The organism is Natrinema sp. H-ect4 (assembly GCF_041894845.1).
In the GTDB taxonomy this organism is placed as follows: domain Archaea; phylum Halobacteriota; class Halobacteria; order Halobacteriales; family Natrialbaceae; genus Natrinema.
The window spans coordinates 45,503-58,195 of record NZ_JBHDYC010000017.1 but is presented as its reverse complement, the minus strand read 5'-3'; the positions used below and the strand labels follow the sequence as shown (position 1 = coordinate 58,195).

The 12,693-nt window shown below is 64.9% G+C and carries 15 protein-coding genes and 1 pseudogene; 9 read left to right on the top strand and 7 right to left on the bottom strand.

All coding sequences use genetic code 11. The features are described 5' to 3' along the window. The first annotated feature begins 138 nt into the window (after window positions 1-138). Window positions 139-2,013 (top strand): PAS domain S-box protein, encoded by a 1,875-nt coding sequence (locus tag ACEWFR_RS18975; RefSeq protein ID WP_374062527.1) that lies wholly within the window; start codon window positions 139-141, stop codon window positions 2,011-2,013. A 52-nt stretch (window positions 2,014-2,065) separates the two neighbouring features. Next, a complete protein-coding gene (locus tag ACEWFR_RS18970; RefSeq protein WP_374062526.1) occupies window positions 2,066-2,671 on the top strand; it encodes a riboflavin synthase in 606 nt (201 codons plus the stop codon). 153 nt (window positions 2,672-2,824) lie between these two features. On the opposite strand, the gene ACEWFR_RS18965 is transcribed toward ACEWFR_RS18970, so the two are convergent. Next, window positions 2,825-3,838 (bottom strand): PrsW family intramembrane metalloprotease, encoded by a 1,014-nt coding sequence (locus ACEWFR_RS18965; RefSeq protein ID WP_374062525.1) that lies wholly within the window; start codon window positions 3,836-3,838, stop codon window positions 2,825-2,827. A 372-nt stretch (window positions 3,839-4,210) separates the two neighbouring features. On the opposite strand from ACEWFR_RS18965, the gene ACEWFR_RS18960 reads away from it, so the two are divergent. The 3 genes from ACEWFR_RS18960 to ACEWFR_RS18950 are packed head-to-tail and all read left to right on the top strand — an operon-like array spanning window position 4,211 to window position 6,158. Next, window positions 4,211-4,585, top strand: coding sequence for a hypothetical protein (locus ACEWFR_RS18960; RefSeq protein ID WP_374062524.1), 375 nt, complete (start codon window positions 4,211-4,213; stop codon window positions 4,583-4,585). 2 nt (window positions 4,586-4,587) lie between these two features. Beyond that, window positions 4,588-4,716, top strand: a complete 129-nt coding sequence (locus tag ACEWFR_RS18955) for a hypothetical protein (RefSeq protein ID WP_374062523.1) — start codon at window positions 4,588-4,590, stop codon at window positions 4,714-4,716. Beyond that, window positions 4,713-6,158 carry a DUF402 domain-containing protein gene (locus ACEWFR_RS18950; protein WP_374062522.1) on the top strand — a complete coding sequence of 482 codons (1,446 nt, stop codon included), beginning with the start codon at window positions 4,713-4,715 and terminating at the stop codon, window positions 6,156-6,158. The genes ACEWFR_RS18955 and ACEWFR_RS18950 overlap by 4 nt, the downstream gene beginning before the upstream one ends. Window positions 6,159-6,531: 373 nt before the next feature. Here ACEWFR_RS18950 and ACEWFR_RS18945 read toward each other — a convergent pair whose 3' ends face one another. The 5 genes and pseudogenes from ACEWFR_RS18945 to ACEWFR_RS18925 form a co-directional block, all read right to left on the bottom strand. Then, window positions 6,532-6,786, bottom strand: coding sequence for a hypothetical protein (locus ACEWFR_RS18945; protein ID WP_374062521.1), 255 nt, complete (start codon window positions 6,784-6,786; stop codon window positions 6,532-6,534). A 229-nt stretch (window positions 6,787-7,015) separates the two neighbouring features. Beyond that, a complete protein-coding gene (locus ACEWFR_RS18940; RefSeq protein WP_374062520.1) occupies window positions 7,016-7,474 on the bottom strand; it encodes an NUDIX domain-containing protein in 459 nt (152 codons plus the stop codon). A 117-nt stretch (window positions 7,475-7,591) separates the two neighbouring features. Then, window positions 7,592-7,750, bottom strand: a pseudogene (locus ACEWFR_RS18935) (bile acid:sodium symporter family protein); the annotation flags it as partial. A gap of 186 nt (window positions 7,751-7,936) precedes the next feature. Beyond that, the gene (locus tag ACEWFR_RS18930) at window positions 7,937-8,071 is read right to left on the bottom strand and encodes a zinc ribbon domain-containing protein (protein ID WP_374062519.1); all 135 of its coding nucleotides are present in this window, start codon (window positions 8,069-8,071) and stop codon (window positions 7,937-7,939) included. Between the two features lie 106 nt (window positions 8,072-8,177). Then, complete coding sequence (locus ACEWFR_RS18925) at window positions 8,178-8,837, bottom strand: helix-turn-helix domain-containing protein (protein WP_374062518.1); 660 nt, start codon at window positions 8,835-8,837, stop codon at window positions 8,178-8,180. A gap of 87 nt (window positions 8,838-8,924) precedes the next feature. On the opposite strand from ACEWFR_RS18925, the gene ACEWFR_RS18920 reads away from it, so the two are divergent. Then, on the top strand, window positions 8,925-9,698 hold the full coding sequence (locus ACEWFR_RS18920) for an SDR family oxidoreductase (RefSeq protein WP_374062517.1): 774 nt from the start codon (window positions 8,925-8,927) through the stop codon (window positions 9,696-9,698). A 221-nt stretch (window positions 9,699-9,919) separates the two neighbouring features. After that, entirely contained in the window at window positions 9,920-10,195 is a 276-nt protein-coding gene (locus ACEWFR_RS18915; RefSeq protein WP_226039484.1) for a hypothetical protein, read from the top strand. 47 nt (window positions 10,196-10,242) lie between these two features. Here the strand turns inward: ACEWFR_RS18915 and ACEWFR_RS18910 are convergent, their stop codons facing one another. Then, window positions 10,243-11,298 (bottom strand): aldo/keto reductase, encoded by a 1,056-nt coding sequence (locus ACEWFR_RS18910; RefSeq protein WP_374062516.1) that lies wholly within the window; start codon window positions 11,296-11,298, stop codon window positions 10,243-10,245. Window positions 11,299-11,486: 188 nt separating this feature from the next. Here ACEWFR_RS18910 and ACEWFR_RS18905 point away from each other — a divergent pair, with 188 nt between their 5' ends. Together ACEWFR_RS18905 and ACEWFR_RS18900 are read left to right on the top strand one after the other, a co-directional pair. Further along, window positions 11,487-11,708 (top strand): hypothetical protein, encoded by a 222-nt coding sequence (locus ACEWFR_RS18905; protein ID WP_374062515.1) that lies wholly within the window; start codon window positions 11,487-11,489, stop codon window positions 11,706-11,708. A gap of 76 nt (window positions 11,709-11,784) precedes the next feature. Then, window positions 11,785-12,672 (top strand): acyltransferase, encoded by an 888-nt coding sequence (locus ACEWFR_RS18900; RefSeq protein ID WP_374062514.1) that lies wholly within the window; start codon window positions 11,785-11,787, stop codon window positions 12,670-12,672. Window positions 12,673-12,693 lie beyond the last annotated feature (21 nt).

Here is a 12,693-nt window from a genome sequence, read left to right as displayed (position 1 = left end):
GGCCCGTTACCGACCGTTGCGGTCGCCACCTCGGTCGGCGATTTCGTTTGCAGTGAACGTTACAGGTTATTTACTAAAACATTGAAATCGATCGGGATTCAGGTATCCATATCGGCTCGATACCGACGGACAGACTCCATGCAACAGCACCCGCGACAGCGATACGAAGCGATCTGTGAAGCCTCGCCCGACGCGATCATCCTCGTCGATCACGGCGGGCGGATCACCTACGCGAACGCGCGCGTCACCGACTTATTCGGCTACGAGCCGTCCGAACTCGTCGGCGAACCGATCGAGATCCTCGTTCCGGAGTCCGTCCGGGAGGAACACGTTGCCAAGCGCGACGCGTACATCGCCGACCCCGAAACCCGACCGATGGGCGCGGGTCTCGATCTCTCGGGCCGACGGAAGGACGGATCCAAGATCCCGATCGATATCAGTCTGAGCCCGATCGAGAGCGACGGTCGACGCGAATACATGGTCGTCGTTCGAGACGTCCGCGACCGAGAGACGCTCCGTGCGAAGTACCAGACGATTCTCCAGGCGGTCCCGGACGCGGTCGTCGTCGCGGACGCGGCGACGGGTGAGATTGTCGAGGCGAACGAACGGGTCGCGGAGCTGCTGGGCGACGACCCGGCCGAATTCGTGGGCCGGCCACAGACCGCCCTCCATCCGTCCGAGGAGGCCGACCGCTATCGGGCCCTCTTCGAGGAGTACATCGCCAGTCCCCGTTCCGACCAGCCGATTCTCCACGAGTTTCCGGACGGGTCGGACATTCACGTCGAGACCAGCGCCGGCGAGCGGATCCCGGTCGAGATCAACGCCCACGTCTTCGACCTGTACGACCGCCGATTGGTCGCTGGCGTTTTCCGCGACGTAACCGACCGAAAGGAGTACGAGCGACAGCTCCGAGCGCTCCACGCGGCGACGCGGGAGTTAGTCGCCGCGGACGGTCGCGAGGAAATCGCCGCCCTCGTCGCCGACGCCGCGCGGACGATCCTCGGATACGAGTACAACGTCGTCCGACTCGTCGAGGACGATCGACTGCGGCCGGTCGCCGTGACTGATGGGGCCGAGACGGAGATGGGTGAACGGCCGGCGTACCCGACCGAGAGCCCGTCGCCGGTCAGTCACGCCTACGATAACGGCACCTCGCTCCGGTATGATGATGTCCGTGACCTCGAGGACGGCTACGACCGCGGGGAGGCGTGCTCGGCGATGTACCACCCGATGGGCGATCACGGTGTGATCAGCATCGTCGATCCCGCGGTCGGGGCGTTCGATCGGTCGGACGAGGAACTCGCGTCGGTGTTGTCGGTCAACGCCGAAATCGCGCTCAATCGACTGGCCTACGAGCGGACCCTCGAGCGACAGAACGAACGGTTGGACGAGTTTGCGAGCGTCGTGGCTCACGACCTCCGGAACCCCCTCAACGTCGCCCAGGCACTACTCGAGGTCGACCGAGCGGACGACGGCGACTGCCACGCCGACGAGATCGAGGCCGTCCTCGATCGGATGGCCGGGATCATCGACGACGTGTTAACGATGGTCCGCAGCGGGTACGAGGTCGACGACGTCGAGTCGATCCAGTTCGGCTCGATCGCCGACGACTGCTGGGAGCACGTAGCGACCGCGGATGCGACGATTCGCGTCGAGTCCGCCGGGCTCTTTTACGCCGACTCGAGTCGGATCCGCAACCTGTTCGAGAACCTCTTTCGGAACGCGGTCGAACACGGCGGCGCGGACGTCACCGTCTCGCTCGCGCTCTCGGCCGACGGGTTTTCGGTCGCCGACGACGGCCCCGGCATCCCGCCGGGCAAGCGCGACCGGGTGCTCGAACCGGGGTGGACGACGGGCGAGGACGGTACGGGACTGGGGCTGAACATCGTCCGCGAGATCGCGCAGGCTCACGGCTGGTCGGTCGACGTGACCGAGAGCGAGTTCGGCGGTGCGCGGTTCGAGTTTTCCGGGGTTCGCACCGTCCCGTACGACGATTCGTTCGAGTCGACGTAGGATGCCGGCCCGACCCGGAACGGCTTTCTCCCGTCGCCCGCCAGTTGCGCGTATGTTCACGGGGATCGTCGAGGAGACCGGCGAAATCGTCGCTCGAGAGCGAACGGACGACGGCCTCCGGCTCCGGATCGGGGCCGACGAGGTCGCGACGGGCCTCGAGCACGGCCAGAGCATCAGCGTCAGCGGCGCGTGTCTCACGGTCGAGGACGACGTCGAGGGCGAGTGGTTCGAGGTCTTCCTGGCGACCGAGACCGTCGAGCGGACCTATCTGGGCGAGTTAGACGAGGGCGACGCGGTCAACCTCGAGCGGGCGATGCCGGCCGACGGCCGGTTCGACGGCCACGTCGTCCAGGGCCACGTCGACGCGGTCGCGACGGTTTCGACCATCGAATCCATCGACGAGGACTGGTTTTTCGAGTTCGACCTCCCCGAGGGGTACGACCGCTACGTCGTCGAGAAGGGGTCGATCACGCTCGATGGAATCAGTCTGACCGTCGCCGACCTCGATACCGAGAACGGCCGGGTAACGGTCGCGATCATCCCGACGACCTACGAACTGACAACGCTCTCGGAGAAAGCACCCGGCGACCCGGTCCACCTCGAGGTCGACGTGCTCGCGAAGTACGTCGAACGGCTGCTCGAGGCCCGCTTCGAGTAACTGGGCCGTCTATTCGTCCGCAATATCCAGTCGTCGCTGGCACTCCTCGAGCAGTTCTTGCTGCCCGACCCGCCAGCGCGTCCGTGAGGGGCTCGCAGCCGTCTGCTGAGTCCTGAAATCGGCCTTTCCAGGGATGTCGCCACCGAGTCGCGGTCAGCGCTGGGGCGGCTCGAACTCGGTCAGTTCCGGCCGCGAGTCGCCATCGATATGGCTCGTGACGGACTGGTAGGTCCGGCGATAGCGATCGATCTTGCGATAGAGGTAGTAGCCGATCGCGAGGTCGTAGAGAACGACGTAGCCGACGAACGCGATTCCGTAGCCGATGGGGAGGAGGTCGGTGACGATCCCCGGAACGATCCCGACTGTGACGTTATACGTCCCGTGGACGAACGCGGCGACGAGCAGTCCCTTGAGGACGATCGGACCGGCGTAGTCGCGGTTGAACTTCGCCAGTCCGAGGTAGTAGCCCGCGATCGCCGAGTAAATGACGTGGCCCGGTCCGGCCAGCGCACGGACCGTCGCGATCCCGCTGGCGGTGACGAAAATGTTGGTCTCGGGGTTCGCCTCGCCGATGACGCGGCTGATGTAGAGCGCGTTTTCGATGGCGGCGAACCCTAACCCGGCGACGGCACCGTACACTGCGCCGTCGATGACGGCGTTGAAACTGTCGTTCCGGTAGGCGAACACCTGCACGGCGAGTAGCTTTACTGTCTCCTCGATCGGGCCGACGATCAGGTAGAAAAAGAGAACTCCACTGATCCCGAGCAGTGCCCGACTGTACGAGTTGACAAGCGCCGCGAACGTCGCGAACAGGACCGCGAGCAGGAAGGTTACGACGAGCAACCAGAGCGGTTCGCTCGTCGTGATGTCCGCATACCAGATGTACGCCGCGAGCAACCCCGCGGGGACGATCGAGAGTCCGAAGAAGAGGGCGACGAACGGATCCTCGAGGACGACCGCGGCCGGCGAGACGAGTAAGACGAGGGTGATCGCGATCGCGATCAGCAAGACGAGCGCACGGAATCCGTAGCTCACGGCGTTGTAGAGCGTGTACGCCACCAGGTCGCCGATCGATCGCGGCTCCCACGTCGAGACGTCGTAGAGGTCGACCGACCCGTCACCGGTCCGCTCCTCGGCCCGTTCGACCGGGTCGCGCCTACGTTCCATGGGCGGCCATATGATCGCCTGCCCGGTATAGGTTGGTACTCAGCGACGATCTGGACCGACTGCAACGGTTTTCACACCGATCGACAGACGGTTGCGTACTCGGGCGGACGGCTGTGCGATCGGACTGGCGGTGACACCCAGGGGAACCGGCCGCTGGAAACTACCGTTCGCGTGCCTCTTGGAGGAGCCTCTTGCCGAAACCGTATTCGATCGAGTCGGCTGCGACGTATACATCCGACGGGACGGGTCGGTGTCGGAAACTGACTTCGCGACCGTTCGAGTGACGACGCGACGTCAGGACGACCGGCATGGAGTCGAGACCGCCAGCGCGAACTCGGAATTATCAAAGGCGTCCCGGCCCAACCGGCACGTATGCACTTCGACCAGCGAACTCAGCGAGCGCTTCGCGATGTCGGCCTCGAGACCGACGAGCTTCGGGCCGCCTCAGAGGCGGTCGTCGACGCCGTCGCCGAAGACGCGGCAGCGCTCGAGGCGTTCTTCGACGAGCACGACACCGTCTACTCCGACATGGAGATGGCCCACTCGAGTTCGGACTACCCCGAACACGACGTCGACTACGCCGACATCCCGACTCACGCCGACGAGATGCGCGGCTGGCTCCGATTCGAGACGTGGGGCGTCTCCGTCGAGGACGGCCGAATTCTGGGAGACGGACACGTCGAACTCTCACTCGGGCCGACGATCGACGATCGGGTGCGGTTCGCAGCCGACCGCGACACGCTCTGATGATGTCTGCCTGCGAGGCGGGGTTCGGATCGCTCGAGCGAGAGTTGCGACGAGAGCCGCGACGAGGGATCGACGAGCGACAGCGGCCGTCGACGGCGGTGCGGCGAGCGCTCGCGGAGGGAGCGCGATGACGACGGCTCGAGTCCGCGGCATCTACACGACGGCGATCACCCGGTTGCTGAGCGAGACCGGCCGCGAGGTCGTACAGGCCTCCGAACCGATTCGGGAGCGATTCGAGCGATCGTTCGACGCCGCGCCGGCCGACGTCTCGATCGAGACGACCCGTGATCGACAGGGCGTCGAGATTTCGGGTACGCCGGACGCGGTCGAGCCGGTCGCGAGCGAACTCGAGGACCTCGCGATCGATACGTTTCGGTGGCCGGACGACGTGTCCCGCGGTGCAGTCTTCGACGCGGACGTGCTCGAGGCGGGCGGCGGCAGCGGCGCGGTCGTCGACCTCGGCGACGGTCGGCGCGGCTTTCTGAAATACGACGACGCTGACGGCTACGTCGACGCCGGAAATCGGTACCGGGTACAGGTCCACGAGCCCGCGCCGCCGTGGGACGACGACCGCCCCCTCGTGGGGCCGACGCTCGAAGTTCAGGGCGGGCTCTGTACCCTGTCCCGGGATCGAACCGGCGTCTCGGCGGCGCTTCGCGGCGAGCGAGCGGAGGAACTGGTCGGCATGACCGACCTTCTCTCGGTCGATGTGCCCGAGGGATGGGGTGTCCGCTGGCAACACGCCGCGGCCGACGCTGACCTCGAGGCGATGGGAACCGCGCTCGAAGACGTCGCGAATCGGGCGCGGTCGCTCGAGACCGCGCTGGCCGACGCACCGGACGAACCCGGCGAGCCGGGACTGCTGGCCGCGCCCCGCCGGACCGAGTGGTGCTGGTTCGGTCGCGAGGCCCGGTTCGCGCTGGACAGCGTGCGGCGTCGGGTGGAGACCACGATGCCGGGCCACCATCGAACGAAGGCGGCCGATCGGGCCGCGAGCGCGGCGGTCGACTTCGCGGAGGCCGTCTGCGAGTCGACCGGAACCGGTGACGGCGGTGCTGACGCAACCGGCGAGTTTCCCTTCGCGGCGGTCGCTCGGCAGTTCGGCCCGACGACGGGCGACCGCCTCGAGATCGGTCACGGCAAACCCGACGGCCGACTCATCTCGCTCGGTCGCGGCGAGGTGACCGAGTGGGACCCCGAGGGGAAGGTGACTCTCGAGCGCTCCATGCGCGGCGGCGGGAGCTACGACGCGCTCGGCGTCTCCAAGGAGTCGGGCGACGTCGCCGTGACGAAGTTCCGCGAGGGCCGGTGGTGGTATCCGACGACGTACACGGCCGCCGACGGCACGTCGAAAGGGACCTACGTCAACGTCTGTACGCCCGTCGAGCTCTTTCCGGATACCGTTCGGTACGTCGACCTCTACGTCGACGTCATCCGGCAGCGCGACGGGACGGTCGAGATCGTAGACGCCGAGGAACTCGAGGACGCCGTTTCTGACGGATTCGTCTCCGACGAACTGGCCGAGAAGGCGATGAACGTGGCGGAAGCCGTCGAGCGCGCGCTTTCGAAATAACAGAGGGACGTTCTCTACACTCTCATCGCATATCGCAATAGAAAGGGACACGAATTCTGCAGTGGCCTCTGATGGGAATGAGCGGGACAAAGCGTCCTGCTATGGTGGCAACAGGGAATCGCCACGCCCTTCCCAACCGATTCGCTCGGTCATGCTTCCCTCGCTCATCCACTGGAAGACGCAAGCGTCTTCCAAGCAGTCGCTCGTTTCACTCGCGACGACCTCGCGCAATATCGTCGGCCGTCCTCGCTGTGCTCACGGTTCCCTGCGGTCACCGTTCGCTTTCCGAGGCCCTCGGTCGGCCGACAGCGCGCGCCACCGCATACCGGTTGGTTGGTCTGGTGTGAGATGGGAGATGTCTACTGACGGCGACTTATTCGGCCTGGTCGTCCGGCGTGTGTATCTCGTCGTCGAGGACGATCTCGAGACGCTCATCTGCGAATAGCCGATCGATCTGGCCGTGCGTGAATTTCCCGTCGCAGTCCTCGCCGACGAAGGTGACGAAGCGGTCGGTTCGTTCGACGACGGTGGCCAGCGAGCGTCCGGTTCGGTAGGAGTAGCGAACGATCGTTCCGGGGTGGAGCGCCTCGGCAGTGACGCTGAGATATTCCCGATGGTGGAGGGCCATACCCGGGGACGCGCCGATCCGAGCATAGCTTTTCTGGCCGCGCGGGCCAGTGCACTCGATCGGTGCTCGCCGGAACCCGTCTCCTCTCCTCTCTCGAGTCCGTGATCGACGTATATCGATGGTATCACTCAGCGCGGGCCGATCGTGGCCTGATACGGTTTGCTGTAACGATTTACTGGCGCGACCGCGGTCGGGGCCGCGCACTCGAGTGGCAGACGCAGTCACTCGCTCAATCCGAAGCGCTGGTGACCGGGTCCGGACCGGCGGTGGTGGGGAGCAGGTCGACGTACTCGTCGAGGTCGAGCGCGAACTCCCGCCCGGTTGGCGGCCGGATCCAGCGGAACTCGAACTCAGCACCGTGTTCCTCCCCGCCGTCGGTGACGGTGTGCGTCCACCGGTCGCGGGGTTCGTGCACCGTCGCGTGGAAGAAGTGCCGGACGTAGCGCTTCGGCGGCTCCTCGCGGCGCGTCCAGATGTCGGTCGTCAGATGTTGGGTCCCGCTCAGCGTTCCGAGGCCGCTCTCCTCGAGAACTTCCCTGAACAGTGCCTCTCGCGGAGATTCGCCCGACTCGAGCGTTCCCTTCGGGATCTGGAGGCCGTCGTGTCCCGGTCCCTCGAATACCAGTAACTCGCCCGTTGTGCGAGTGATGTACGCGCACGCCTTCTGGACGTACGTGACGCCAGTCATGATACAATGTGGCACACCGTTCCGACGTAAAAACCTATCATAGGGGGTGTTAAATGACATTAAGGGGATTGTGCATTCGGCTCGGACCGTTTCGGCGGCCGCGAACGCTGGACGGGATCAGTTGGTGACGGCAGTCGGTTCCTCGCTGTCGATCGGTTCCTCGTCGTCGAGGTGCGTGAACACCGTCGCAAGCGCTGGTCCGGAGACGTTGTGCCAGACGCTGAACAGGGCCGGGATCAGCGCTGTGCTCGCGCTGAAGTATAGTAGCACTGCAAGTCACTGCACACCTGATCGCATGGCAGCTGTGCGATCAGTGTGTAACTCGTTGCAGTTGTTACTATAGAACGGGTGACAGCAGCGTGCGCTCGCTGCGACGTGTTCGGTGTGGGTGGCTCCGAATTGAGACCACTCGAGCCGCGAGCCGTAGTCGTCGAACCGGGCGTGGTCCGGAAACGGAACGGATTAGGTCGCGAAGTTGTCCTCGGCGACCGACTGTCCGCAAACGGGACAGCCGTTCGCCAGTGTCGCCTCGCGTATCGGGTCGGTCACAGCGATCTCTCGGCGACAGTCGGGGCAGGTAAATTCGTACGGTTTCATGGGTCTGAATCGTGCGCTCGCCGACTAGTCGTTCGATCCCGTTCCGAATAGAGATCGAACCCAGATATAGAGGGACATATAAAAGCGGACGCGGTGACGCTCTCGCTCAGTCGCCGACAACCGATTGCAGGAGTTTGGACTCGGCCTTCCGCAGGTGTTCGGCTGCTGTGCTCGGCGCGCAGTCGATCGCCGCTGCGACGTCTTCATGGCTCATCTGGCGCGGGATCTCGTAGTAACCGCGGTCGACGGCGACGGCAATCGCCTCGCGCTGGCGCTCGCTCAGCAGCGATTCGAGGATCCCCGGCGCTGCCGACAGTCCGCTGATTTCGGTGACCGTTACCCCGATCGGATCTGGAATCTCCTCGAGGGCGGACTGGATCTCCGCCGGCGGGCCGACCATCGAGTACGCCACTGTCCCGTCGTCGGTGAACTCGGCCGGCGGAATCACAACGACCGGATTCCCCGTCACGGAGTCGAGCAGCTCCCGCATGGGCTCGGTGGTCTCGTCTCTGATGTACGCATAGAAGGAGCCCGAATCGGCCGCAGTCAGTTCGTACGCCAGCACCGCCGGAATCGACTCCATCGCGTCCGCGAACCGTTCGCGGTCGCCCTCGACGTAGTGCAGGATCCCGAGTTCATCGCCGGAGAAGCTCCACTGCATCGCGGTCGCGCGATCAACGTAGGATGCGTTGATGAGAACGTCGTACACCGGGTGAATCTCGGCCTCGCGACCGCCCCCGTCGAGCAGTGCTCGAACGTGTTTCATAGCTGTACTGTTCTCGAACCTCACTTAAACCCCCCAGACGAATGCGGCACTCATGATTCGGTTCCCCGGTGAGAAGCCGTCTCTGCCATGACCAATCGAACGCTGCTGACGGGAGGGACCGGGACGCTCGGGACGGCACTGCGCCCCCGGCTACGAGACGCGGGCGACGACGTTCGCGCGACGAGTCGATCGCCGCCGACAGATAGCGACGACATCGACTGGGTCGCGATGGACCTGGCCGAGGGAACGGGGATCCGCGAGGCCGTCGCCGACGTCGACATCGTCGTCCACACGGCGACTGCGCCGCAGGGGGACACTGAGGCCGTCGATGTCCGCGGTACCGAACGACTGCTCGAGGCGGCCGCCGACGCCGACGTCTCGAACGTCGTGTACGTCTCCATCGTCGGCGTCGACGAGATTCCGTACTCGTACTACGAACAGAAACACGCCGTCGAACAGACCGTCGCGGAGAGCGACATCCCGTCGACGATGGTCCGCGCGACGCAGTTTCACTCGTTCGTCGCCGACCTTCTCGAGACGGCCTCCCGGTTGCCGGTCTGGCCGTTGCCCACCGGCATTCGGCTCCAGCCGATCGACGTGGGTGAGGTGGCAGACGCGATCGTCGACCACGCGACGCTCGACGCGGCCGGTCGGGTGCCCGATATCGGCGGTCCCGAGGTGCGAACCGTCGGCGACCTCGCGCGGACCTACCGCGACGCGAGAGGGCTCCGCCGACCGATCGTTCGCCTCCCGATTCCCGGGAAGATCGCCGCCGCTTTTCGAGCCGGTGGGGCGATCTGCCCGGACCGGACCGTCGGAACGGTGACGTGGAACGAGTGGGTCGCATCGACGTTCGACTGATCGCTGCGAGCTTCTGTCCGTTCTTACAGGAGATTCGCGACGACGAACGCGACCTGTACGACCACGAGCACCGTCAGGGTCGCCAGGACACAGCATTCGTAGCCCACGCGGACGTGATCTTGGTCGAATACGTTGGCGCGCTCGAGACCTCTCGAGGTCTCGCCGGTACTCCGGACAGTTCAGGGGGAACCGTTAAGGTATGCTACCCGCTACCAATGGGGATGAGCACGTTAAACGAAGAGATGGCCGACGTTCGGTCGGACGTCGACGACGTGCAAACACAGCTCAGGGAGGACGTTCCGGAGTTCTTCGCGTTCGACGTCGCCGTCGGGAACATCACGTACAACGCGAACACCAACAGCGTCTCCGTCACCGTCGAACCGAGCTCTCGAGCGCGAGAGCAGCTCTCGGACGAACTCGGCGGCGTGACCGTCAAGACCGACGGGAAACTGGAGTTCGAATTCAGGCTCACGGACCCCCAATCAGAATCAGAATAAGCGAACCGGTCGGCCGTCGATGCTGCTCGAACCGGCGGTCGGCCCGATCAGTCGGCCGCGAGTTTGTCCAGCCCGGCCGATTCGATGTCTTCGCCGTCGACCGACGAGCGCAGCGAGTCCATCCCGTCGTCGCGATCGATCTCGAAGTCGTTCTCGTAGAGTTCCGCGACGCGAGCCATCTCCTCGTCTGAGAGTTTGGGCACGTCGCTGGCGGCCGCCCACTCGTCGATGTCGTCCGTGGTGCGGAACGTCGGCGTCACGGTCGCGACGGACTCGTGACTCAGGAGCCACGCGATCGAGGCCTGGCCCATCGTCCGCTCGCCGTCTCGTTCAAGGAATCGAAGCTTCTCGAGTTTCTCCCAGCCGGTCTCGTACCACTCTTCGGGCCGGAATCCGCGATGGTCGCCCTCGCCGAGTTCGGTGTCGGGCGTGACCTGCTCGTTGAGGATCCCCGAGGAGTGCGGGACGCGGGGGATGAGGCTAGTTGACGAGCCCGTGCGTTCGATCGTCTCGAGGAAGTGGTTGCCCACCTCCTGCTCGAGCACGTTCCAGACGAGCTGGACGGAGTCGAACTCCTCCTCGATCGCGAGGTCGCCTTCCGCGAGCCAGCCGATCGAGGGACCGAGCGCGAGGCCGGTGGCGTCGATCAGCCCGTCCTCCTCGAGTTCGTCCAGCAACTCGAGGACGTCCGGCGTGATCTCGTCGACGTCGGCGTTGTGGAGCTGGAGTACGTCGACTGAGTCGATTTCGAGGCGCTCGAGGCTCTTGTGGACGGCCTCGCGCAGGTACTCCGGATCCATCTCCTTGGGGAGTTCGCCGTGGCCGGCCTGCGGGTTGTTGTAGAAGTCGTAGCCGACTTTGGTGGCGATCGTGACCTCGTCGCGAACGTCCGAGAGGGCCTCGCCGAGTAATTCCTCGCTCCGGCCGTGACCGTAGACATCGCCCGTGTCGAAGTACGTAATTCCCTGCTCGACGGCGTACCGGACCATCTCGATGGCGTCGTCTTCCGAGCGGTCGCCCCACCAGTCGGTCCCGACGACCCACGCGCCAAAGCCCACCTCGCTGACCTCGACGCCCGAGTCGCCCAGTTCGCTGTGTTGCATACACGCTCCTTCGAAGCGGGGGAACTTAGGGTGAACGGAACGCTCGAGATGCCGCCCGAATCCGTTCGGTCGTGACCGCCCCGAAGGTCGAACTGCGAACTGTGAGCCCGCGTGTTGACCCCCGTGCCCGAGTCGACCCGTCCCTGCGAGTCGAACCGCTCTTGGGTACTCGCCTGACACGTATGCGTATGGACGACCGCCGTTTCCGCACCTTCCGGCCGAGTCATCTCCTGCTGGCGGTTCTCGTCGTCATCGTTCCGCTGGGATTCCTCGCTGCGAAGGTGTTCGAGTTTCCAGGCGACCGAGTCACGGTCGGTGCGGTCGCGGTCGGTGTTCTCCTGTTCGTCGGGGCGATCGCGCTCCCTGCATTGCTCCTGGCCCGGTGGCAATCCGAGAGGGAATCTAGGTAACCCATATGCCAGTGGGTCCGGCAACCGCCGTTGGACAACCGAACCACTATCAACTCGGCGGGCAATACCTCGAAGTATGACAAAGCGGTACGTGTCGCTCCCCGAGGAGGCCGAAGCGGGGATGCGCGAGTTCATCGACGAGGTCGATCGACGGCTTGCGAGCGACGAGGATACCTGCTCGGTCGTCGAAGACGTCCTGATCGACCTCTCGGGCGACCGTAAAGCCTACGAGCGCTGGCAGGCCGGCGAGTCGGTTTCCCCGGCCGAACGCGTCCGCCTGCAGAGCTACGATCCCTGTAACACGACCCTCGAGAGCGAGTACTACGCCGAGAAGGACGAAGCGAAGTTCCGCCGCTCCAAGCACCTCCAGTGGCTCTGGCGGCAGTTCGACAGCCTTCCCATCGCGGACAACGTCGAGTTCGCGCTGCGATTCCGGCGGATGCTCGCCGACCACCTCTTCGCGGATTGCGGGGACGACTGTCGCTTCTTCAAGGGAATCTCGTTCACCTACGGTCACAACATCACGATCGGCGACAACACCGTCGTCCACGACGACGTTCACCTCGACGATCGGGGCGAACTCACGATCGGCGACCGCGTCTCGATCTCCGACGGCGTCCACATCTACAGCCACGACCACGACGTCGTCGATCAGACCGAGGTCCGCAACTATCACACGATCGTCGAGGACGACGTTCGACTCACCTACGACTCGATGGTTCAGGCGGGCAACAAGGTCGGCGAGAACGCAATCGTCGGCGCGCGCGGCGTTGTCCAGTACGATATTCCCGCCCACCACATCGCCGTCGGGATGCCCGCCCAGAGCGTCAAGATCAAACCCGGCTGGGAAGACATCGCAACGCCCGTCGACGACGCCGGCACCAACCGACAGGAACAGCGCCACCTCGAGTACGACCTCCCCGACGATTTCACGGACTTCGACGAGTTCGGCCGAGACCTGTAGCTGTTCTGCTAGTTCCCCGCT